Genomic DNA, 20,417 nt, shown 5'->3' on the forward strand with positions numbered 1-20,417 from the left:
CCGCAGTAGTTCCGTCACCCTCCCCCAGCCGAAGCCCCCTTCACCACCCGACGCCCCGAAGAGCTGAGCGCACATGGCCACCCCGGACCTCCCCTGCCCCTGCGGGCTGCCCGCCGCCTACCCGGCGTGCTGCGGCCGCTTCCACTCGGGCGACCGGCAGGCGCCGACCGCCGAGCTGCTGATGCGTTCCCGCTTCAGCGCCTTCGCGGTCGGTGACACCGCCTACCTGTTGCGGTCCTGGCACCCCTCGACCCGCCCGGCCCGGCTCGACCTGGATCCCGGGCAGCGCTGGGAGCGGCTGGAGATCCTCGCCACCGAGCGCGGCGGGATGTTCGAGACGGAGGGGTCGGTGGAGTTCCGGGCGCACTACCGCGAGGGCGGCCACACGGGCTCGCTGCGCGAGCACAGCGCCTTCTCCCGCGAGGCGGGGGCCTGGGTCTACGTCGGCCCCCTCTCCCCCGTCGAGTTCGACTGACCCCGCGCCCCGGTCAGGGCGAAGTCGAGGCTGGTGCGGTACCAGTGGACCTCGTCCGGCGGCTCCGCCAGCAGCAGCCGGTGGGCCACCGCCGCGGCCGCCGGGGCCTGTGGGTGACCGTAGGGCGGGGGCGGCGCGAGCGCGGCCAGTACGATCCGTTCCGCCGGGTCGGGGACGGCCTGGCGCACGTCCGGCTCGGGGAGTACGGAGGCCAGCACGGCGGCCCGCTCCCACGGGTCGGCGGTTCCTCTCAGCAGCAGCCCCACATGCCGCCCCCGCCAGCGGCGCGGGCGCAGATCCGCCCCGGCCGCCACCAGCTCGCGGTCCTGCGGTGGTGCGGCCCCGGTCAGCATCCCCGGCTCCCGGGCGGCGAACTCCCTCAGCTCCCCGGCCAGATAGAGCCAGACGACGGCCCGGTAGCGGTTGATCCGGTAGCCGACGGGGGTGAGGTGCCCGCAGCGCGCGAGCCGGGTGAACCGGCTCGGGCCGGTCCCCAGCACCTCCGCCCCCGCATCGGCGCCGGCCACGGTCTCGACCCGCTCCCGCAGGGCCTGCGGGAACCCCTCCTGCGCCCTGACCCGGTCCAGCTCGGCCCGGGCGAAGCGGGCGGCTCCGCTCGGCGCCCGGGGGCCGGCGCGCACCAGCCCCAGCTGGACGGCCCGGGCGAACTCGCTCCGGCGCAGGCCCAGTTCCCCGGCCGCGCGGACGCCGCCCAGCAGTTCCTGCGGCCGCGCGTCTCCCCGTACCTCCGGCCGGAGATCAGGTCCGGGCTCCTCCCGGAGATCCTCATCGACCGACGCCGACGCACGCTCCAGCGCTTCCACCTTCATCACGGTCCTCCCCCACGAGTGGCGATCACTCTGTGTGAAGACCGTAACTCAGCGCGACGACACCGTGCGAGGCCTGTGGATAACTCCGCGAGGCACCCCCCGGGCCAACTCCGCGCGCCGACTCAGCGCGCCAACTCAGCGCGCCAACTCAGCTGTCAGCCCCCCGTGATCCGCCGCTCCGCGACGCCCAGGTGCTCCCCCACCCGGTTGACCAGCAGCGTCATCTCGTACGCCACCTGCACGATGTCGGCTTCCGCCGCGCTCAGCGCGCACAGGCAGCTGCCCGAGCCGGCCGCGACGACGAACAGGAACCCCTCGTCGTACTCGACCATGGTCTGGCGCACCTCACCCGCCCGGAAGTGCCGTCCGGACCCCTTCGCCAGACTCTGCAGCCCGGCCGCGACGGCCGCGAGGTGCTCGGCGTCCTCCCGCGCCAGCCCGGCGCTCGCCGCCGTCACCAGCCCGTCGTTCGACAGCACCACCGCGTGACGGACCTGCTGGACCCTGCGCGTCAGATCGTCCAGCAACCAGTCGAGCTGCTTGTCCAGTGCCATTTCCAGCCCCTCCCCGTTGACGCGGCCGACGTGGCCGCGCCCCACCCCGCTTGGTCGTGGCGCAAGCCTTCCCCACCAGGGCCTTTCCGGCAAGGAGGATGGACCCATGGCACAGAAGATGACTCAAGAGGAATGGCGGGCGTTCGTCTCGCACTCCACCCGCACCGGAAAGCTGTCCACCGTCCGCGAGGACGGAAGCCCTCACATCGCTCCCATCTGGTTCGTTCTCGACGGTGATTCCTTCGTGTTCAACACCGGCGGCAACACCGTCAAGGGGCGGAATCTGGCCCGTGACGGCCGCGTCGCCCTCTGCGTGGACGACGACCGGCCGCCCTTCTCCTACGTCGTCCTCCAGGGACGCGCCCACATCAGCGACGACGTGGACGACATGCTGCCGTGGGCGACGCGGATCGGTGCCCGCTACATGGGCGAGGAGCACGGGGAGGCCTTCGGCCGCCGCAACGCCGTCCCCGGCGAACTCCTCGTCCGCGTCCCCATCGACAAGGTGATCGCGGTGGCCGGCATCGCCGAGTAACCGACGGCCTCCGGGTCCGGTACCGCGTCACACGGGATCGGCCTGCGGCCCGACCGAGTCCAGCAGCCGGGCGGTGTGCATCCGCCCGGCGTACTCGACGAGCCGGATCAGCACTTCCTTCCCCGAGTCCTTGTCCCGGGCGTCGCACAGCACCACCGGTGTCCCCTGCTCCAGGTCCAGCGCCCGCGCCACCTCGTTCGCCCCGTAACGGCGGGCGTTGGCGAAACAGTTGACGGCCACCACGAACGGGATCCGCCGGTGCTCGAAGTAGTCCACCGCGGGGAAGCAGTCCTCCAGCCGCCGCGTGTCGGCGAGGACGACCGCACCCAGAGCCCCCTGCGAGAGCTCGTCCCAGAGGAACCAGAACCGGTCCTGGCCCGGCGTCCCGAACAGGTACAGGGACAGTCCGGACCGGATCGTGATCCGGCCGAAGTCCATGGCCACGGTGGTCGTGGTCTTCTTCTCGACGCCGTCGGTGTCGTCGACGCGTTCGCCCGCCTCGCTCAGCAGCTCCTCCGTCCGCAGCGGTCTGATCTCGCTGACCGCGCCCACGAGCGTGGTCTTGCCGACCCCGAAGCCGCCCGCCACCAGGATCTTCAAGGCGAGCGCGGCCAGTTCCTCGTCCGTCCCGGAACCCCCCGGTCCCGCCGCTCCGTCGTCGTGCAGTCCCATCACAGCGCTCGCAACCCTTCGATGACTTCCCGCAGAATCCGCATCTCCGGCAGCCGGGCAGGCGGAACCGGACGGCTGACCTTGACGTGCCCCGCCTCCAGCAGGTCCCCCAGCAGCACCCGCACCACCCCCACCGGCAGGTCCGCGTCGGCGGCCAGCTCGGCCACCGACTGCGTCTCGTCCCGGCAGAGCCCGAGCAGCGCCCGGTGCTCCGGGCCGAGCAGCGACTCCTCCCCCGCGCCCGCCGCGGCCGGGTCGACCACGACCAGCGCGATGAGGTCGAAGCGCACCCCGTGGGGTCCCGGCTTCGTGCGCCCGCCCGTCATCGCGTACGGGCGCACCAGCGGGCCCGCCTCGGCGTCGTACCACTGGCCGTTCATCCGCCGGACCGCCGCTCTCACCCGGCGGCCGGCGGGCGGGCCGCGAACCGGGGCGGGGTGTACAGGTGCTCGCCGACCCGCTTGACCAGCCGGGCCATCTCGTAGGCGATCAGCCCGATGTCGGCCCCGGCCGCGCTGAGGACGGCCAGGCAGGAGCCGTCACCGGCGGCGGCCACGAACAGGAACCCCTCGTCCATCTCCACCATCGTCTGGCGCACGCCCCCGGCGTGGAAGTGCCGGCCCGCGCCCTTGGCGAGGCTGTGGAAGCCGGAGGCCACGGCCGCCAGGTGCTCGGCGTCCTCCCGGCTCAGCGCACGGGAGGAGCCCACGGCCAGCCCGTCGTTGGACAGGACCACGGCGTGCCGGACCTCGCGGACCCGCGTCACGAGGTCGTCCAGCAGCCAGTCCAGTTCGCCGGACCGGCGGATCCCTTCGGGGTCGGTCCTGTGGTCGACGCCGTGGTCGACGCCGCGGCCGGTCCCGTGGCCGGTTCCGTGCCCGGTCCCGTGGCCGGTTCTGTGGTGTTCGATCATCACACTTCTCCTTCGCTGCCTGCGTGGGGGCCGCTGTTCGCGTTCGCGTTCTCCCGGGACCCGCGGTCCCAGCCCGCCCGGTAGGCCGCCATCCGGTCCCGGGCCTGCTCCGGGCTGCGGCCCGGGGCCTCCGCCTCGGTCCGGCCGCCCTCGGAGGGGGCCTGCGCGGCGGGTGCCTCGCGCAGCTGCGGGACCAGGCTGGCCTGGCGCACCCGGCGCGGCAGTTCCGTCACCGACCCGGCGGCGGGGCCGGGCGCGGGTGCGCCGACGGGCGCGGACTCCGGGTGCGTACGGGTACCCGCGCCACCGGGGCCGCGCGGCCGGAGCGGGGCGACCGGGGCGGAACGCGGCTCGTGCCGTACGGGGGCGCGCTCCGCGGCGGAGACGGGGGCCGGGGGGAGGACGGGCGCCGGCGCGGGGGGCCGGCCGGGCGACGGGATGCCGCGCACGGTCTCTCGTACGGCACTCTCGGCAGGGGACCGCCGCCGCTCCTCCTCATCGGCCCGGGGCGCGGTCCCGGCCGTGGCCTCCGGATCGGGCGCGCCGGCTTCGAGTGCGCCCTGGAGGAGGGAGTTGGGCAGCAGCACGACCGCGGTGGTGCCTCCGTAAGGCGACGGGCGCAGGTGCACCCGCACCCCGTGGCGGGACGCGAGGCGGCTGACGACGAAGAGGCCGAGGCGGTCGCTGTCGAAGAGGTCGAGGTCCTCGGAGTGCTCGATCCGGCGGTTGGCCGCCGCCAGCACCTCGCGGCCCATGCCGAGTCCCCTGTCCTCGACCTCCAGGACGTATCCGGCGCCGACGGGTTCGCCGCTGACGCGGACCTTGGTGTGCGGCGGGGAGAACTGGGTGGCGTTCTCGATGAGTTCGGCGAGGAGGTGGGTGAGGTCGGCCACCGACCCGCCGGTGACGGCGGCTTCGGCGAGGCCGCGTACCTCGACGCGGGGGTAGTCCTCGATCTCGGACACGGCGGCGCGCACCACGTTGGTCAGCGGGACCGGCATCCGCCAGGCCCGGCCCGGAGCGGCGCCGGAGAGGATGATCAGGCTTTCCGCGTGGCGGCGCATGCGGGTGGTGAGGTGGTCGAGGCGGAAGAGGTCGCCGAGCTCGCCGGGGTCGTCGGCGCGGCGTTCCATCGAGTCGAGCAGGGTGAGCTGCTTGTGGACCAGGACCTGGCTGCGGCGGGCGAGGTTGACGAAGACGCCGCTCACCCCGCTGGCGAGTTCGGCGCGTTCGACGGCGGCACTGAGAGCGGCCCGGTGGACGGTGGACAGGGCCGCGCCGACCTGGGTGATCTCGTCCTCGGCGGGCGGCCCGGGCGGGGTCTCGGTCTCGACGTCGACCTCCTGGCCGGCGCGCAGCCGGTCCATGGCGTGCGGGAGCTTGCGGTGGGCGATCTCCAGGGCGGTGTTGCGCAGGGAGACGAGCTCGACGACCAGGGCGCGGCCGATGCGGACGGAGATGACGAGCGAGGCGGCGACGGCGGCCAGGCCCAGCAGCACGGCGGCCCCGGCGGGGCTGAGGACCCCGTCGGCGAGCGGGTCGGCGCGGTCCGCCGTCCCGTCCCGCGCGGTCTGCCGGATCTCGCGCATCGAGCCGCTGACGCTCGTGTACGCGGCTTCCCAGCCGGCGGGCGCCCCGCGCGGGGCCTCCCGAGCGGCCGGGGCGGCGGTCAGTGCCTTGTCCTCGGCGCCCGTGAGCTCGGCGTAGGAGGCGCCCCTCGCCACGGACTCCCAGGCGGCGCGCTGGGCCGCGGGCAGGTCGGCCGCGGTGGCGGCGGTCAGTGCGCGGCGGGTCTCGACGGCTCCGGTCAGGCGGCGCAGCGCGTCGGCGTCGCGCGGGCCCGGCAGCGCGAGCAGCGCGTCCTCGCGGGACAGCATCTCCCCGGCGCGGGCGAACTCCAGCAGGACCCGGGCGTCGGGGCCGAGTTCGGCGTCCTGGGCGCCGCTGAGGGCGCCCTCCGCGGCGAGGGCGGAGTCGGCCACGCGGGTGTAGGTCTCGTAGGCGGCGTCCGGGGTCGCGCGGCGCTCGGCGACGTCCTTGCGGGCCGCGCCGAGCCCTCCCGCTCCGGCGACGAAGGCGCCGAGCCGGGCGACCACGTCGGGGCGGTAGTCGCCGGATTCGGCGACGGTGTGTGCGTCGCCGAGGCGGAGCCGCCGTACCGCGTCGTCGGTGCGCCGGGCCTGCTGTTCGAGGGCGGCGGCCTGGTCGGCGGCCGTGGCCGGGTCGGCCAGGAAGCGGACGGCGGCGCGGCGTTCGGCCTGCAGCTCGGTGAGAACGGCGGCGAGGGGGGTGCGTATCTCGGAGTCGGCCTGGCGGACGCGGCTGAGGCGGGCGACGTCCTGGGCGGTGCTGACGGTGGCGAAGGCCCAGAGGGCGAGCAGGGAGACGACCGGGACCATCAGCAGGGAGACGATCTTCGCGCGGACGGTGGCGGGCCGCAGCCGGATCCGGGGGCGCGCGGCGGCGGGCACGCCCCCGGCCGGGAGGGTACGCGGGTCCGGGCCCGGCGCCTCTTCGGCGGGGGGACCGGCGTGCGCCCGGCGGCCGCGCGCCGGGGGCACGGGCGGCCGCGGGGCGGCCGCTTCCGGTCTTCTGCGGGGTGTGCGCATGGGTTCCTCGTTCCGGGCGGTACGTGTCGGGAGGGGGCGGCGGTGAGCTCAGCGGGCGGGGACGGCGCCCTGCCCCGGACGGACCGGGGCGCCCGCCGCTCCTTGGGCGCCCGGGGCGGACGCCGTCGCGGCCCGCTCGTCGGCGGTCGGGGACAGCGCCACGAAGGCGGCGGTGATGAACAGGTAGGAGCCGAGCCCGACCGCGAGCGGGAAGATGAACTGCAGCGCGGTGGCTCCGGGCAGGGCCTGGTCCGAGGGGGCGACGCGGACGGATACGGCCAGCATCCCGGTGTAGTGCATGCTGCTGACGGCCAGGCCCATGACGAGCGAGGCGACGGCGACGGCCGCCGCGGACTTGATGTTGAGCGCGGCCCAGAGGGCCGCGGTGGCGGCGACGACGGCGATGGCGACCGAGAGCCCGACGGTGAGCGGGTCGTAGCCGATCCGGCCGTGCAGGCGCAGGGCGGCCATGCCGAGGTAGTGCATGCTCGCGACGCCGAGTCCGGTGGTCAGGCCGCCGAGGACGAGGGACCGGCCGCGCGCCTTGCCGTAGCCGACGGCGAAGACGCCGGCGCCCACGACGAGCATCGCGACGAGCAGGCTGAGGACGGTCAGCGGCACGTTGTAGTGGATCTCGGTGCCGGTGACGTGGAAGCCGAGCATCGCGACGAAGTGCATCGTCCAGATGCCGGTGCCGATGGCGGAGGCGGCCGTGAGGAGCCAGTTGCGGCGGGAGGTTCCGGTCGCGGCGAGCGCGCGGACGGTGCAGCGCAGGCCGAGGGCGGCGCCGATCGATGCCATCACATATGACAGTGCGGGTGTCAGCCAGCCATAGGCGGCGTGGTCCAGGTGTCCCATGGCCACGGGACGCTAGTCCGGGTGAGGGCACGAACACGGGGAGCATTTCGAAAGCCGCTGGAACTGCTGGAATATGACAGAGCTACGTTCATCTCCGATCACACCACGTGCCACCTTGCACACGCCCCGCAGGCGGCACCGGTGCGGGATCATGGGGGCATGAGCCCTATGAGCCGTACGAACGAAGACCACACGCGCGTGCAGGAGTTCTTCGGGTCGCGCGCCGCCGACTGGGACCGCAAGTTCCCCGAGGACGGCCCCGCCTTCGCGACCGCCGTGCGCGAGTTCGGCGTGGGCCCCGGCGACCGGGTGCTCGACGCGGGCTGTGGCACCGGCCGGGCCCTGACCCCGCTGCGCGCGGCGGTCGGGCCGTCCGGAACCGTGCTCGGCGTGGACCTCACCGAGCGGATGCTGACCGCCGCCCGGGAGGCCGGGCGGGGGGCCGACGGCACGCTGCTGCGCGCGGACGTGGCCCGGCTGCCGCTGCGCGACGGGGTCCTGGACGCGGTGTTCGCGGCGGGGCTCATCGCGCACCTGCCCGACCCGGCGGCGAACCTGCGCGAGCTCGCGCGTGTGGTGCGCCCCGGCGGCCGGCTCGCACTGTTTCACCCGATCGGGCGAGCCGCGCTCGCCGCACGCCACGGCCGCGAGCTGACCCCGGACGACCTGCGGGCGGAGCACAACCTCCGCCCGCTGCTGTCCGGTTCGGGCTGGGACATGACCTCGTACGCCGACGAGGACGCCCGCTTCCTGGTCCTGGCGGCCCGCCGCCCCTGAGGCATTCCTCTCCTACGTCGGCCCGCGCGCCGGGGCCCCCACGGCACCCGGGGGCTACGCGGGAGGCTGGGCCTCGGCTCCGGCCGGCCGGCGCGGGTGCGGCACGGGGCAGCCGCCCGCGCCGGGTACGGGGAACGTACCGAGCTCGCCGACGTCGTAGCCGTCGGGGTAGCCCTTGATCTCCGGGTTCTGACGGACGTAGTGCGGTGCGCTGCGGGGCGGCAGCAGCCGTACCGTGCGGCCGCGCAGCCACAGGGCGCCGCGGACCAACCGCCGCAGACCGGGGCGCGGGGGCTCGTAGCGGAAGGCGCTGAGCAGCGGCTCGTCGAGCAGGGCGAGGCTCGCCTTGCGCACGGCGGGGGCCAGGGGTGCCGGGTACCAGGACGCCATCAGGTCGAGGGTGGAGTCGGCGACCTTGCGGCCGCCTTCGTCCCAGCCGAAATGGGCCCGCTCGTAGGCGTTCAGGGTGGTTTCGAACTCCTCGTACGAGCCCGGAACGTCCCGGATGCCGAGGTGCCTGCCGAGGGTGGCGTAGTAGTTGGCGCAGGCCCGGCGCTCGTGGTGGGTCAGCGGGCGCCAGCCGTAGGCCTCGATCCAGCGGGTGGGGATGACCACGAACGTGCACAGGACGTAGCGCATGTCGTCGTTCGAGATGTCGTAGCTGCGGTGCATCTGGTTGACGCGGCGGATCGCGGTGCGCGCCGTGTCGCTGTCGAAACCGTGCTCCACGACCGCGTCGAGGAGCAGCGCGGTGTCGTCGTAGCGCTTCTGGGCGCGCTCGGTGAACTCGGCGGTCTCGGCGAGGAGGGCGCCGATGGCGGGAACGGCGTACGTGCGGAGGAGCGCGAGTTCCAGGGCGCGCGAGAAGTCCCAGGGGAACTCGTAGGTGGCGGTGAGCCGGTAGATGGCCAGGAAGTCCTTGTCGGGGTCGAGGCGGAGGATCTCCCTGAGCCGGTCGTAACGCTGCACCGGTGTCCCTTTCTGTGGCGGGTGCCCAACTCTACGTGCAGGTAGCGGGCTTGAAAATCGGCCGCCGTGGACTCTCGACGTGCGTGTTACCCGCTGGTTAAGGTGCGCCGACGACAGAGCGATCGGGAGGCCACGTGTCCGACGAGGAGGACGGGGGCTCGCTGTACGTGCTGACCGCCGTACTGCTGACCCCCACGCAGTTCCCGGCGGTGTTCGGCGACGATTTCCCGGAGGCCTGTGCCCTGCTGGGCGTGCCACCGGTCGCCGACGGGTACGGGCTGGTGCTCGGGCAGGACGAGGAGGGCGCGCGCTGGACGGTCGTCGTGGACGACGTCTCGCTCGTGGCCACCGCCATCGCCTCGTGGGACTGCGGCATGGAGTACGACCTGTCTCCGGACGAGCGGACGATCGTGGTCTCGCTGGCGGGCTGGCCACTGGAGCTGACGGTGGCGGCGCCGGGCATTCCGGAACCGCACGATCCGGAGCAGGGCGCGGACGGCACCGGGCGGGTGCCGCTGGCTCCGCCCTCGGGGGCGGCCTGGGGGCCCGTGCAGCGGCGCCTGGGTGCGGACCAGATCGCCCGGGAGTGGGCGGACTGGCGTGAGCGCGTCGCGACGGACGGCGGGGCGGCGGCCGCGGCGCATCCCGGGCTGGCGCGGGCGCTGCGGGAGGCCTCGGCGTACACCCGGCAGGCACCGCCGCCGGGCCGGGTCCGGTCCGCCTTCGCCGGCGAGGGCGCGCGGACGGTCCGGGCCGACGGGCCCGGCTGGTCGCTGGTGGCCCGGACCGGCGACGCGGCTTTCGTCCTGCTGGACGAGGAACCCGGTGAGGTCCTGGCCGTGCCCCGGGCGGGCGGCCCCGACCTGCCGGAACTCCCCGAGCTCTCCGAGCTGCTGGCGGCACTGGACCGCGTCGCCATCCGCCCGGCCTGACACCCGCGGCGGCGGGTTCCGGCGCCGCGGCCTTTCGGGGGATCCGTCGGCCGTCGCCGTGGCCGTCGCCGTCAGACGCGTTCGAGCGGGACGTGCGGCGGTGCCGGGAGGGTGACCTCGATGGTGTCGCCGGGGTGGATCGTGCCGCCCTGCCGGACGACGCCCATGATCCCGGCCTTGCGGACCACCCGGCCGTCCTCGTCGCGGCCGACGACCTGCTTGAGCAGCCCGTCCTGGAAGGCGTTGATCTGCGGGCACGGGTTGCGCAGGCCCGTCACCTCCACCACCGCCTCCTCGCCGAGGCGCAGGAGCGTGCCGGTCGGCAGGGCGTGCAGGTCTATGCCTTCCGTGGTCACGTTCTCCCCGAGCTCGCCCGGTTCGACGCTGAACCCCGCCGTGGCCACCTCGTCGAAGAGCTCGCGGTGGATCAGGTGCACCTGCCGAAGGTTCGGCTGCGTCGGATCCGCCGCAACCCGCGAGCGGTGCTTGACCGTGACGCCCGCGTGCACATCGCCCTCCACACCCAGTCCGGCGAGCAGGGTGATGCTCGCCCGGTTGGGTTTGGTGAAGGAGTATTCGGGGTTGCTGCTGACCGCCGCGATCTGTGCGGTGTTCCGGTAAGCGGTGTTCATATGAGGCGTCCCCCCTGCGGCCGCCTTCAGCGGCCGAGCTGCTTCCTGGATATACCCCGCAGACGGCGCTTCTGGGAGGAGTCCAGCAGGAGATAGGCCACGACCGGGACCCCGACCAGGACCGCCAGTCCCGCCCAGAACCCGAGCAGGGTGTACAGCACGATGGCTGCCACGACCGCGCCGACCGCGATCTTCGCGCCCTTCGACATCTGCGGACACCTCCTCCTTCTTCTTCCACGTCATCTGCCTACTTGCACAACGCGCGGTCGGGAGCGTGCGTTCCCGGCCGCCGGAGCAGCTCGCGCGGTGACCCGGGTCACCGGGTCGCCGTGGCCCGGGAGCCCCTCGTGTGGGTCACTCCCGGCCGCCCCGCCCCGCCCCGCCCCCGTAGTCGCGTCTGGGGATTGCGTGCGCTCCGAGATCTCCGGCCTGCTCCACTGTGCGGCCGTCTTCCTGCCCGCGGACCCTCCCCGCGACGGCCGGATCGCCTTCTGGCGGCCCGACGGCCGGGACCCCTTCGACGGAGCGGCCTGCGAGGAGCTCCCCGTCGTCACCCCGGAGCCGGGCCGCGCCACCGTCCGCGCCCTCGTACTGCCCGTCGGCACCTCCCTGCCCGCCCTCACCCCGGCCCGGACGTCCGCCGCCGCCACCTCCGCCGGGCCCGCGTCCAGCACCCCCTCCGGCGCGTTCCGGGGCGCCGCCGCGCTGCTGGACGGCGAGGTGCCGCCGGGACTGGCCGAGGAGGCGGCGGCCCTGACACCCCTGCCCCCACCGGACACCCCGGAGCCACGCCCCGGCACCCGGCCCGGGACGCACATCGGGATTCCGAGTCCGGCCCCAGGCAGGTTTCGGCGTGGTCTGGCCGACGTAGCGCTTGTCGGGGGGCGGTGGCCGCACCACGATGGGGGCGCTCCGCGTACCGCGGCGCCACGGGCCCTCGGGAGGGTGACATGGGCGATCCGTCGTTGGCGCTGCCGGGCGGGGCCGATCCCGTCGAGCGCACGCGCGTGCTGCGGCGGGCGCACGACGCCTTCACCCTGGACGGGCGCGTCGAGGCCCCGGTCCGGACGGTGATCGCGAAGTCCTGGCGGCGGTGCGCGCGGGCCCGGGTCAGCCCGGAGTGCGCGCCCCGGCTGGAGCTGGCGGAGGCGGACCTCGGGAGCTACCGCGCGCAGCACCCCCTGTCCCGGGTGATGCCGCTCGTCCGGGACCTCGTAGGGACGTTCGCGGCGCACGGGGCCCATCTGCTCGCGGTGTGCGACGCGCGGGGCGGGCTGCTGTGGGTCGAGGGGGAATCCGCCACCCTGCGGCGGGCCGAGCGGCTGGGCTTCGTACCGGGGGCGCGCTGGGCGGAGACCGCGATGGGAACCAACGCGCCCGGCACGGCGGTCGCGCTCGGGGAACCCGTACAGGTCTTCGGAGCCGAGCACTTCAGCCGGCTCGTGCACCCCTGGACCTGCGCGGCGGCCCCCGTCCGGGACCCCGCCACCGGGCAGGTGCTCGGCGCCGTCGACATCACCGGCGGCGACGGACTGGCACACCCGCACTCGCTGGCGTTCGTCCAGGCGGTGGCCCGGGCCGCCGAGGCCCAGCTGGCCCTGCTCGCACCGCCACCCGAGGCCACCGAGCCGGACCGCCTCACGGCACTCGGCCGCGACGAGGCGCTGCTGGTGCTCGGCGGCCGCCGGATCACCCTGGGGCGGCGGCACAGCGAGATCATGGCCCTGCTCGCACACCACCCCGAGGGGCTGTCGGGGGAGGAACTGGCCTACGCCCTGTACGAGGACGAGTCCGTCTCGGCGGTGACCCTGCGGGCAGAGGTGTCCCGGCTGCGCACCCTGCTCGGCGCCGGGAACCTGCTCTCCCGCCCCTACCGGACCGCCGCCCCGCTGGAGGCCGACTTCACCGCCGTGACCCGGCACTTGGCGGCGGGCGCCGTCTCTTCGGCCCTCACCCGGTACCCGGGCCCCCTGCTGCCGTCCTCCGGCGCGCCCGGCGTCGTACGGCTGCGGCGGCGGATCGAGGACCAGGCGCGGGCGGCGGTGATCGCACGGGCGGACGCGGGGCTGCTGGCCGACTGGGTGTGCGGTCCGTGGGGCGCGGACGACCCGGCGGTGTGGCGGGCGCTCGCCGCGGCCCTGCCTCCCCGGGACCGGCCGGCCGCGCTGGCCCGCGTACGGGCCCTCGACGCGGAACTCGGCACCGGCCCGGCGGAGTTCCCCCGGGGGCGTGCAACGTACCCGCAACCTGCCCGCCCCTAGCGTCCTCCCCGAGCGCCGTCCGACGGTGGCCGGCGCCCGGCAAGGGGAGGAACACCATGGCCCGTTACGCTGCGCCCGGTACCGAGGGCGCGCTGATGTCCTACGCGTCCCGCTACAGCCACTTCATCGGCGGCGAGTACGTCGAACCCGCGCGGGGCCAGTACTTCGAGAACCCCTCCCCCGTCACCGGCCGGCCCTTCACCGAGGTCGCGCGGGGCACGGCGGAGGACGTGGAACGCGCCCTGGACGCGGCGCACGCGGCGGCTCCGGCCTGGGGGCGCACCTCGGCCGGCGAGCGCTCCACGATCCTGCTGCGGATCGCGGACCGGATGGAGCAGAACCTGGAGGCCCTCGCGGTCGCGGAGACCTGGGAGAACGGCAAGCCGATCCGCGAGACCCTCGCCGCGGACATGCCGCTGGCGATCGACCAGTTCCGCTACTTCGCGGGCGCGCTGCGCGCCCAGGAGGGGGCGCTCAGCCAGCTCGACGACGACACGGTGGCCTACCACTTCCACGAGCCGCTGGGCGTGGTCGCCCAGATCATCCCGTGGAACTTCCCGATCCTGATGGCCGTGTGGAAGCTCGCCCCGGCGCTCGCGGCCGGCAACGCGGTGGTCCTCAAGCCCGCCGAGCAGACGCCCGCCTCGGTGCACTACTGGCTGAGCCTGGTGTCCGACCTGCTGCCGCCGGGCGTGCTCAACATCGTCAACGGCTTCGGCGAGGAGGCGGGCAAGCCCCTCGCGTCGAGCCCGCGGGTGGCGAAGGTCGCGTTCACCGGGGAGACCTCCACGGGGCGCCTGATCATGCAGTACGCGGCCGAGCACCTGAAGCCGGTCACCCTCGAACTCGGCGGCAAGAGCCCCAACCTGTTCTTCGACGACATCTGGACGACCGACGACGACCTGCGCGACAAGGCCCTGGAGGGCTTCACGATGTTCGCGCTGAACCAGGGCGAGGTCTGCACGAGCCCCTCGCGCGCGCTGATCGAACGCGGCCGCTACGGCGACTTCCTGGACGCGGCGGTCGCCCGCACGGAACTGATCGTCCCGGGCCACCCGCTGGACACGGACACGATGATCGGCGCGCAGGCCTCCGAGGAACAGCTGAAGAAGGTCCTGTCGTACGTGGAGATCGGCCGGCAGGAGGGCGCCAAGCTGCTCACCGGCGGCATGCAGCACGAGCTGGAGGGCGAACTGGCGGGCGGCTTCTACGTCCAGCCGACCATCTTCGAGGGCGACAACCGGATGCGGATCTTCCAGGAGGAGATCTTCGGGCCGGTGGTGTCGGTGACCTCCTTCGAGGACTTCGACGACGCGGTCCGCATCGCCAACGACACGGCGTACGGCCTGGGCGCGGGCGTCTGGACCCGCGACATCAACACGGCGTACCGCGCGGGCCGCGCCATCCAGGCGGGCCGCGTCTGGACGAACTGCTACCACGCCTACCCGGCACACGCCGCCTTCGGCGGCTACAAGCAGTCGGGCATCGGCCGCGAAACCCACAAGATGATGCTGGAGCACTACCAGCAGACCAAAAACCTCCTGGTCAGCTACTCCCCGAAGAGGCTCGGCTTCTTTTAGGGGCATGAAAGACGGCGCCTGACCTGGGCTTTCGCCCGTCAGGCGCCGTCGGCGCGACCCGCTCGACACGGGTGTCCATCCGTCCAGTTCCTCCCGGTTCCTTCCGCCCCTCTCCCACTCCAGACCGGCTGCTCCGGACCAGTCGCGGACCAGGCCCAGCTCGCCGGGCGGGTGGCACGCCCTGGCTGACGCGGTCTCGCGAACTCGGTCACGGACGGTCGAAGTACGCGTCAGCTGACCCGAAGACCGACCGCCAGCGTCAGCTCGAGGACCCGGTGTGGCGATGCGAGATCCGGAAACAGCTCCCGCAGCTGCGACATCCGGTACCGGACGGTCTGGGGATGGACGAACAACGCCGCCGCCACCTCGTCCCGCCTGCCTTGGTGAAGCAGCCACGCCCGCAACGTCTCCTCCAGCCGCCGTGCGGTCGCGACAGGCAAGGTCCGGAGCGGTGCGAGGGCTCGGGCCCGGAGGTCTGCGAACGCGTCCACGTCGGCGCTCAGCACCAGCTCGGGCAAGTGGTCCTCGGTGTCGCGGATGTCGGAGGAGAGGGAGCGCGCACGTGCGGCTCGTGCGTACGAGGCGGACGCACGAGTCCATGGCCGGGCCGGGCCGACCACGGCGGTGCGGTCGGTCAGCTGCCGCAAGAGATGCGACCGGTCGGCGTCGGGGACGAGCAGCACGCCGAAGGCGTCCGGCAGATCGTCGAGGACGAGGGTGCTCGGGTCGAGCGCGCGGTAGGCAGGCCGGGCCTGGGCGGCGGGCAGCAAGACGGCGGTCAGCGAAACCGGGGGCTGCCACCCGGCCCGTTGAACAGAGGCCAGCAGCACGTCCGGGCTCGCGCCGGCGAGGAGGTCGCGGGCCAGGTGTTCCAGGTGGCGCTCGTGGTCCCGGCCCCGGGCGGCCAGTTCGTCGGCGTGGCCCGCGGCGCTCGCGGCGGAGAGCTCGTCGATGTAGGCGAAGGTCAGCTCGGCGAACTTGGCGACCTCGGCGGCGGGCAGACCTGCGGGTACGGCACCCGCCGCCAGGCATCGCCAGGCCACGCGGGCGCCGACGCGGTAGGCACTGAGCAGGGCGTCCATCGAACGCCCGTCGCGCACCTCGCCGCGGCCCAGCTCGTAGGCCGCGTCACCGGCGTCGCCGCCCGTGGCGGTCCCGCTCGCGAGGTCCAGATAGTGCCCCAGGGCGGTGCGGACCGCTCGGCGGATGGTGACGCCCATGCGGCCCGAAAGGGCGTTGGCGTAGGGAGGGACCTCGTCGATGATCGCCTGGACGACCTCGTCGGCGGTGGTCTTCAGCCCGGCCCGAATGGCGGTGACCGTCGCCTGCTCCAGGACCAGTTCGGTGACTCTCCGGATTGGATGGCTCATAATTTATTCCCTGCGAACAATCCAGCCGACCAAATTTACGTCTTGCGGTCAGGACTTTACGCCTTCAGGCGCATCAAGCTGGGGTCATGACGAGTGCAACCCTCCGCAGTGGGGCGTGGAAACTGCTGGAGATGATCACGACGCCGCTGCTGCCGTCGGACTACCTCGACCTGGTCAGCCCGCTGCGTGCGGGCGCTGACCTGCGTGGGCGCATCGAGGCCGTGCACCCCGAGACGGCTGACGCCGCGACCATCGTGATCAGGCCGGGAAGGGGCTGGCGCGGCCACACGGCCGGACAGTACGTGCGGATCGGGGTCGACGTCGAAGGGAGGCGCCTGTGGCGCGCCTACTCCATCACCTCGCCGACGAACCGCCAGGACGGCCGCGTCACGATCACCGTGAAGGCGATCCCGGACGGCAAGGTCAGCAACCACCTGGTCCGCAGGGCGAAACCGGGCACGCTGGTCCAGCTCGACCAGCCGACCGGTGACTTCGTACTGCCGCAGGCCAAGCCCGCCAAGGTGCTCTACCTGACGGCCGGCAGCGGCATCACGCCCGTGATGGGCATGCTGCGCGACATCGACTTCGACGACGTCGTCATGGTCCACTGCGCGCCACAGCCGCAAGACGTGATCTTCCGCGACGAACTGCACGACCTGGTCGCGGCCGAGAAGCTGCGGCTCACCGAGGTGCACACCGACACGGACGGCGTGCTCGACATCGCCCGACTCGACGAACTGGTACCCGACTGGGCCGAGCGCGAGACCTGGGCCTGCGGGCCCGCGGGCCTGCTCGACGCCGCCGAGGAGTTCTGGAGCGGCCACGGCGTCGGAGAGCGCCTGCACACCGAACGCTTCCGCCCCGGCATCGTCGTCGCCGGCGAGGGCGGCGAGGTCACGTTCAGCGCCACCGGCAAGACCGTCGACGCGGACGGCGCCACGCCGTTGTTGGACGTCGGCGAGGAGGCCGGCGTGCTCATGCCGTCCGGGTGCCGTATGGGCATCTGCTTCGGCTGCGTCACTCCGCTCAAGGCGGGTGCCGTCCGCGACCTGCGCACCGGCGAGATCACCGAGGCCGAGCCGGGCGTCCTCATCCAGACCTGTGTGTCCGCCGCGGCGGGCCCCTGCGACATCGAACGGTAGGAGCACCTTGACCGCCATCGACCCCACGGCCCACCTGACCGCGGAGCAGATCGAGGAACTTGGCCGCGAGCTGGACGCGATCCGCGACGAGGTGATCGCCAGCCGCGGCGAGAAGGACGCCGCCTACATCCGCAAGGTCATCTCGGCGCAGCGCAAGCTCGAGCTGGTCAGCAGGGGCGTGCTGCTCTTCTCGATCTTCCCGCCTGCGTGGCTGATCGGCACCGCCGGGCTGTCCGTGGCCAAGATCATGGACAACATGGAGATCGGCCACAACGTCCTGCACGGCCAGTGGGACTGGATGCGGGACCCGAAGATCCACTCCACCACCTGGGAGTGGGATCACGTCTCGCCGTCCGATCAGTGGAGGCATTCGCACAACGAGCTGCACCACACATACACCAACGTGATCGGCAAGGACAACGACCTCGGCTACGGCATCATGCGCGTCGACGAGGACCAGAAGTGGCACCCGTTCCACCTCGGCCAGCCGCTGTGGAACTTCCTCAACGCCTGCTTCTTCGAGTACGGCATCGCAGCCTACGACCTGGAGCTCGGCAAGAACCTCCACAAGCGCCGCCGCAAGAACCCGGAGTTCCGCGCGCGGGCCAAGGCCGTGGGCCGCAAGATCCGCAAGCAGGTGCTCAAGGACTACGTGATCCACCCGCTGCTGTCGGGCCCGTCGTTCCTCACCACGCTCGCCGCCACGTTCACCGCGAACCTGGTCCGCAACATCTGGTCCCACTCGGTGATCATGTGCGGGCACTTCCCCGAGGGCGTGCAGGTCTTCGAGCGCCGGTCGATCAAGGGCGAGACGCGCGGCCAGTGGTACCTGCGCCAGATGATGGGCTCGGCGAACATCAGCGGCAGCAAGGCCATGCACTTCATGACCGGAAACCTGTCGCACCAGATCGAGCACCACCTGTTCCCGGACCTGCCGAGCAACCGGTACGCCGAGGTCGCGGTGAGGGTGCGCGCGCTGTTCGAGAAGTACGAGCTGGAGTACGTCACCGGGCCGCTGCCCAAGCAGGTGTTCTCCGCGTGGCACAAGGTCTTCCGGCTCTCGCTGCCGAACAAGAAGCCCAAGGTCGATGCGCCGGACCGCGAGCAGGAGCTCGTCGCTGCCTGATTCCCGGTAGCGGTTCAGATCTTTCGGCCGCACCGGCGGCGCCGCCGGGTTCGGCGAGATGCCCTTCAGTAGCCCTCGATCGCCTTCTTCAGCTCTCGGTTCCCGCCCTGGCGGGGGTAGCCGTCGGCGGTGGCGCCTGCTGCCGAGGCTGCGGACGTGATGGTCACGAAGATCCCCTTCACGGGATGGATCCCTGACACCCCGAGGGGACGCGGAGACGCGAAGGGGTACCGGAGAAGGACGGCTGCGACCCGTGCGGTCGGCCGATCTCGCTCTGCACGCCGCCCCGCCCACGAGTCACCGGGATGTCTGCACACGGAATCGTCCGCGTGCGGGCAACGGGCAGGTCTCCGGACTCGCGGGCACGCAGGCCACTGGGGCCGTCTTACGACACCTGGCGGACGGGGCGAATCAGTTGCACGCGCCAGACTGGGCCGTGCGCCCGCTGGGCGACGACCACCGTCCACCATTCGGAGGAGCGAACGAGACGCGGCCGCCCGGAGCGCAGCTGGTTACCGAGCAGGGGCGCACACGTTTTCGGCATATTCGAACAGGCAATAACCATCTCGATGTTGCACGTGTGCCAGCAGGGGGCGAGATGGAGTACGACCTGTCCGACCGTGTCGTCATCGGGATCGCCTCCAGCGCCCTGTTCGACCTCGCCGACTGCGACGCGGTGTTCCGGGAGCAGGGTGAGGACGCGTACCGGAGGTACCAGGAGGCCCACGTGGACGACGTCCTGGACAAGGGGGTGGCCTTCCCCTTCGTCCGGCGCCTGCTGTCGCTGAACGACCTCGCGGAGCCCCTCGATCCGCTGGTCGAGGTCATCATCCTGTCACGCAATGACCCGGACACCGGGCTCCGCGTCATGCGTTCCATCGCGGCGCACGGCCTGCACATCAGTCGGGCCGTGTTCCAGCAAGGCCGGTCGCCACACCGCTTCATGCCCGCTCTGAACATGTCCCTGTTCCTGTCGGCCAACGGTTCCGACGTTCGGGAAGCAGTGGCCGACGGCCTGCCGGCGGGGCATGTACTCAAGACCGAGCGAGTCGATGACGACACCGACCAGGAACTCCGTATCGCCTTCGACTTCGACGGCGTACTGGCGGGCGACTCCTCTGAGCGGATCTACCGAACCGCCGGCATCGACGGGTTCCGCGCGCACGAAGTCCTCAATGCGGCCACCCCTCACGACCCAGGTCCCTTGAAGGACTTCCTCGCGGGCATCAACCGCATCCAGCGCCGCGAAGAGGAAGAACGCCGCAAGGACCCCGCCTATCAGCCCCGCCTACGGGTGTCCCTGGTCACCGCCCGGGACGCCCCCGCACACGAACGTGCCGTGCGTAGCCTCAAGCAGTGGGGACTGCGCGTCAACGACGCCTTCTTCCTCGGCGGCATCGACAAGGCCGCCGTGATGAGCGCCCTCGACCCGCACATCTTCTTCGACGACCAGGTCTCCCACCTGACCGGCACGGCGCCGGCCACCCCAAGCGTTCACGTACCGTTCGGAGTCGTCAATGCACCCCTTCCGGGGCCTGAATGAGTGGCGTACTTGCGACCATGCCTCGTGCATCGGCCAGCGCGCCTGCCAGCCCCCGGACGAGCGCAGCTGTCCCGGTCACGATCGGAAGGCCCGGCTCGGCAGCGGCGGGGGGGACGACTCGCACCCCCTGCGCCTGCACGGCGCGACCTGGGGCAAGAACCCCGACCCGCTCGGCTCGACCTTCCGGATCTACCTGAACGGCCGCCCGGTCGTGGTGAAGCCGCGTACGGCGGACCCGGAGGGGCTCGGGAATTACGGCGACGCGAAGCAGTTCTGTCTGCTCGGCGACCGTGCTGTACAGCGACGGATCTCCCGAGCACGGGCGCACCACGTCCAGACCCCGGCGATGCGCCGCGACGATCCGCGCGACGGCTTCCCCGAGCGGCAGATTCGACGCGTCGACGACGGACGCGTCCGGCGGGCAGAAAGCGAGCAGGTCGGTGGGGGTCATGCTCCCCGGGTAGAGACACAGACCGCAGCGGCCGAGAAGCTCTCGACCCCTGACGGTGATCAGATCCGCCGCTCCGGGCCCGGCGCCGACGAAATGCGCGGTCAATGAAGGGCGCCCCGGCGACCCGCCCCGGAGCGGGTCCTCACCAGTGCCCGGCGGACGTCGGCCCGGACGACATCCGCCGGACC

General features: G+C 72.9%; 21 protein-coding genes. 9 read left to right on the plus strand and 12 right to left on the minus strand.

Annotated elements, in window-relative coordinates:
• Nucleotides 1–73: 73 nt before the first annotated feature.
• Nucleotides 74–475, plus strand: a complete 402-nt coding sequence (locus ACFV0Q_RS21190) for a YchJ family protein (RefSeq protein ID WP_385007554.1) — start codon at nt 74–76, stop codon at nt 473–475.
• On the opposite strand, the gene ACFV0Q_RS21195 is transcribed toward ACFV0Q_RS21190, so the two are convergent.
• Both ACFV0Q_RS21195 and ACFV0Q_RS21200 read right to left on the minus strand, forming a co-directional pair.
• The gene (locus ACFV0Q_RS21195; RefSeq protein ID WP_385007556.1) at nt 439–1,305 is read right to left on the minus strand and encodes a DUF6397 family protein; all 867 of its coding nucleotides are present in this window, start codon (nt 1,303–1,305) and stop codon (nt 439–441) included. The genes ACFV0Q_RS21190 and ACFV0Q_RS21195 overlap by 37 nt on opposite strands.
• A 155-nt stretch (nt 1,306–1,460) precedes the next feature.
• Nucleotides 1,461–1,859 carry a roadblock/LC7 domain-containing protein gene (locus ACFV0Q_RS21200; RefSeq protein WP_042800536.1) on the minus strand — a complete coding sequence of 133 codons (399 nt, stop codon included), beginning with the start codon at nt 1,857–1,859 and terminating at the stop codon, nt 1,461–1,463.
• A gap of 106 nt (nt 1,860–1,965) precedes the next feature.
• On the opposite strand from ACFV0Q_RS21200, the gene ACFV0Q_RS21205 reads away from it, so the two are divergent.
• Nucleotides 1,966–2,394 carry a PPOX class F420-dependent oxidoreductase gene (locus tag ACFV0Q_RS21205; protein ID WP_385007558.1) on the plus strand — a complete coding sequence of 143 codons (429 nt, stop codon included), beginning with the start codon at nt 1,966–1,968 and terminating at the stop codon, nt 2,392–2,394.
• 27 nt (nt 2,395–2,421) lie between these two features.
• Here ACFV0Q_RS21205 and ACFV0Q_RS21210 read toward each other — a convergent pair whose 3' ends face one another.
• The 5 genes from ACFV0Q_RS21210 to ACFV0Q_RS21230 are packed head-to-tail and all read right to left on the minus strand — an operon-like array spanning nt 2,422 to nt 7,446.
• Nucleotides 2,422–3,066 (minus strand): ATP/GTP-binding protein, encoded by a 645-nt coding sequence (locus ACFV0Q_RS21210; protein WP_385007560.1) that lies wholly within the window; start codon nt 3,064–3,066, stop codon nt 2,422–2,424.
• Nucleotides 3,066–3,446 (minus strand): DUF742 domain-containing protein, encoded by a 381-nt coding sequence (locus ACFV0Q_RS21215; RefSeq protein ID WP_385007562.1) that lies wholly within the window; start codon nt 3,444–3,446, stop codon nt 3,066–3,068. Before ACFV0Q_RS21215 ends, ACFV0Q_RS21210 begins: the two co-directional genes overlap by 1 nt.
• A 17-nt stretch (nt 3,447–3,463) precedes the next feature.
• Nucleotides 3,464–3,979, minus strand: coding sequence for a roadblock/LC7 domain-containing protein (locus tag ACFV0Q_RS21220; protein WP_385007565.1), 516 nt, complete (start codon nt 3,977–3,979; stop codon nt 3,464–3,466).
• Nucleotides 3,979–6,588, minus strand: a complete 2,610-nt coding sequence (locus ACFV0Q_RS21225) for a nitrate- and nitrite sensing domain-containing protein (RefSeq protein ID WP_385007566.1) — start codon at nt 6,586–6,588, stop codon at nt 3,979–3,981. The genes ACFV0Q_RS21220 and ACFV0Q_RS21225 overlap by 1 nt, the downstream gene beginning before the upstream one ends.
• A 48-nt stretch (nt 6,589–6,636) precedes the next feature.
• A complete protein-coding gene (locus tag ACFV0Q_RS21230; protein WP_385007568.1) occupies nt 6,637–7,446 on the minus strand; it encodes an MHYT domain-containing protein in 810 nt (269 codons plus the stop codon).
• A gap of 168 nt (nt 7,447–7,614) precedes the next feature.
• Between ACFV0Q_RS21230 and ACFV0Q_RS21235 the strand changes: the two genes are divergently transcribed.
• Nucleotides 7,615–8,223: a class I SAM-dependent methyltransferase gene (locus ACFV0Q_RS21235; protein ID WP_385007589.1), complete on the plus strand. Its 609-nt coding sequence runs from the start codon at nt 7,615–7,617 to the stop codon at nt 8,221–8,223.
• Between the two features lie 54 nt (nt 8,224–8,277).
• Here the strand turns inward: ACFV0Q_RS21235 and ACFV0Q_RS21240 are convergent, their stop codons facing one another.
• Nucleotides 8,278–9,192: an oxygenase MpaB family protein gene (locus ACFV0Q_RS21240; RefSeq protein WP_385007570.1), complete on the minus strand. Its 915-nt coding sequence runs from the start codon at nt 9,190–9,192 to the stop codon at nt 8,278–8,280.
• Nucleotides 9,193–9,326: 134 nt separating this feature from the next.
• On the opposite strand from ACFV0Q_RS21240, the gene ACFV0Q_RS21245 reads away from it, so the two are divergent.
• Complete coding sequence (locus ACFV0Q_RS21245) at nt 9,327–10,124, plus strand: hypothetical protein (protein WP_385007572.1); 798 nt, start codon at nt 9,327–9,329, stop codon at nt 10,122–10,124.
• A 71-nt stretch (nt 10,125–10,195) separates the two neighbouring features.
• Here the strand turns inward: ACFV0Q_RS21245 and ACFV0Q_RS21250 are convergent, their stop codons facing one another.
• Nucleotides 10,196–10,756 carry an MOSC domain-containing protein gene (locus tag ACFV0Q_RS21250; protein ID WP_385007574.1) on the minus strand — a complete coding sequence of 187 codons (561 nt, stop codon included), beginning with the start codon at nt 10,754–10,756 and terminating at the stop codon, nt 10,196–10,198.
• Nucleotides 10,757–10,782: 26 nt separating this feature from the next.
• Nucleotides 10,783–10,965, minus strand: a complete 183-nt coding sequence (locus ACFV0Q_RS21255) for a hypothetical protein (RefSeq protein ID WP_266579123.1) — start codon at nt 10,963–10,965, stop codon at nt 10,783–10,785.
• Between the two features lie 741 nt (nt 10,966–11,706).
• On the opposite strand from ACFV0Q_RS21255, the gene ACFV0Q_RS21260 reads away from it, so the two are divergent.
• Together ACFV0Q_RS21260 and ACFV0Q_RS21265 are read left to right on the plus strand one after the other, a co-directional pair.
• Nucleotides 11,707–13,017 (plus strand): GAF domain-containing protein, encoded by a 1,311-nt coding sequence (locus tag ACFV0Q_RS21260; RefSeq protein WP_385007576.1) that lies wholly within the window; start codon nt 11,707–11,709, stop codon nt 13,015–13,017.
• Between the two features lie 56 nt (nt 13,018–13,073).
• Nucleotides 13,074–14,597: an aldehyde dehydrogenase family protein gene (locus ACFV0Q_RS21265; protein WP_385007578.1), complete on the plus strand. Its 1,524-nt coding sequence runs from the start codon at nt 13,074–13,076 to the stop codon at nt 14,595–14,597.
• Between the two features lie 230 nt (nt 14,598–14,827).
• On the opposite strand, the gene ACFV0Q_RS21270 is transcribed toward ACFV0Q_RS21265, so the two are convergent.
• A complete protein-coding gene (locus tag ACFV0Q_RS21270; RefSeq protein ID WP_385007580.1) occupies nt 14,828–15,967 on the minus strand; it encodes a helix-turn-helix domain-containing protein in 1,140 nt (379 codons plus the stop codon).
• A gap of 86 nt (nt 15,968–16,053) precedes the next feature.
• Between ACFV0Q_RS21270 and ACFV0Q_RS21275 the strand changes: the two genes are divergently transcribed.
• The 3 genes from ACFV0Q_RS21275 to ACFV0Q_RS21285 all read left to right on the plus strand — a co-directional run bounded on the left by ACFV0Q_RS21275 (nt 16,054) and on the right by ACFV0Q_RS21285 (nt 19,778).
• Entirely contained in the window at nt 16,054–17,109 is a 1,056-nt protein-coding gene (locus ACFV0Q_RS21275) for a ferredoxin reductase (protein ID WP_385007582.1), read from the plus strand.
• A 7-nt stretch (nt 17,110–17,116) separates the two neighbouring features.
• Nucleotides 17,117–18,235 (plus strand): fatty acid desaturase family protein, encoded by a 1,119-nt coding sequence (locus tag ACFV0Q_RS21280; protein WP_385007585.1) that lies wholly within the window; start codon nt 17,117–17,119, stop codon nt 18,233–18,235.
• A 598-nt stretch (nt 18,236–18,833) separates the two neighbouring features.
• The gene (locus ACFV0Q_RS21285) at nt 18,834–19,778 is read left to right on the plus strand and encodes a 5'-nucleotidase (protein ID WP_385007591.1); all 945 of its coding nucleotides are present in this window, start codon (nt 18,834–18,836) and stop codon (nt 19,776–19,778) included.
• Here ACFV0Q_RS21285 and ACFV0Q_RS21290 read toward each other — a convergent pair.
• Entirely contained in the window at nt 19,750–20,334 is a 585-nt protein-coding gene (locus ACFV0Q_RS21290; RefSeq protein ID WP_385007587.1) for an SAM-dependent methyltransferase, read from the minus strand. The two genes, ACFV0Q_RS21285 and ACFV0Q_RS21290, sit on opposite strands and share 29 nt — an antisense overlap.
• Nucleotides 20,335–20,417: the final 83 nt, after the last annotated feature.

The organism is Streptomyces sp. NPDC059564 (assembly GCF_042735575.1).
Lineage (GTDB): Bacteria > Actinomycetota > Actinomycetes > Streptomycetales > Streptomycetaceae > Streptomyces.

Bases quoted from the DNA above. Each gene is read 5' to 3' on its own strand.
- ACFV0Q_RS21190 (WP_385007554.1), top strand. From the start codon at position 74: ATGGCCACCCCGGACCTCCCCTGCCCCTGCGGGCTGCCCGCCGCCTAC.
- ACFV0Q_RS21195 (WP_385007556.1), bottom strand. From the start codon at position 1,305: ATGAAGGTGGAAGCGCTGGAGCGTGCGTCGGCGTCGGTCGATGAGGAT.
- ACFV0Q_RS21200 (WP_042800536.1), bottom strand. From the start codon at position 1,859: ATGGCACTGGACAAGCAGCTCGACTGGTTGCTGGACGATCTGACGCGC.
- ACFV0Q_RS21205 (WP_385007558.1), top strand. From the start codon at position 1,966: ATGGCACAGAAGATGACTCAAGAGGAATGGCGGGCGTTCGTCTCGCAC.
- ACFV0Q_RS21210 (WP_385007560.1), bottom strand. From the start codon at position 3,066: ATGGGACTGCACGACGACGGAGCGGCGGGACCGGGGGGTTCCGGGACG.
- ACFV0Q_RS21215 (WP_385007562.1), bottom strand. From the start codon at position 3,446: ATGAACGGCCAGTGGTACGACGCCGAGGCGGGCCCGCTGGTGCGCCCG.
- ACFV0Q_RS21220 (WP_385007565.1), bottom strand. From the start codon at position 3,979: ATGATCGAACACCACAGAACCGGCCACGGGACCGGGCACGGAACCGGC.
- ACFV0Q_RS21225 (WP_385007566.1), bottom strand. From the start codon at position 6,588: ATGCGCACACCCCGCAGAAGACCGGAAGCGGCCGCCCCGCGGCCGCCC.
- ACFV0Q_RS21230 (WP_385007568.1), bottom strand. From the start codon at position 7,446: ATGGGACACCTGGACCACGCCGCCTATGGCTGGCTGACACCCGCACTG.
- ACFV0Q_RS21235 (WP_385007589.1), top strand. From the start codon at position 7,615: ATGAGCCGTACGAACGAAGACCACACGCGCGTGCAGGAGTTCTTCGGG.
- ACFV0Q_RS21250 (WP_385007574.1), bottom strand. From the start codon at position 10,756: ATGAACACCGCTTACCGGAACACCGCACAGATCGCGGCGGTCAGCAGC.
- ACFV0Q_RS21255 (WP_266579123.1), bottom strand. From the start codon at position 10,965: ATGTCGAAGGGCGCGAAGATCGCGGTCGGCGCGGTCGTGGCAGCCATC.
- ACFV0Q_RS21260 (WP_385007576.1), top strand. From the start codon at position 11,707: ATGGGCGATCCGTCGTTGGCGCTGCCGGGCGGGGCCGATCCCGTCGAG.
- ACFV0Q_RS21265 (WP_385007578.1), top strand. From the start codon at position 13,074: ATGGCCCGTTACGCTGCGCCCGGTACCGAGGGCGCGCTGATGTCCTAC.
- ACFV0Q_RS21270 (WP_385007580.1), bottom strand. From the start codon at position 15,967: ATGAGCCATCCAATCCGGAGAGTCACCGAACTGGTCCTGGAGCAGGCG.
- ACFV0Q_RS21275 (WP_385007582.1), top strand. From the start codon at position 16,054: ATGACGAGTGCAACCCTCCGCAGTGGGGCGTGGAAACTGCTGGAGATG.
- ACFV0Q_RS21285 (WP_385007591.1), top strand. From the start codon at position 18,834: ATGGAGTACGACCTGTCCGACCGTGTCGTCATCGGGATCGCCTCCAGC.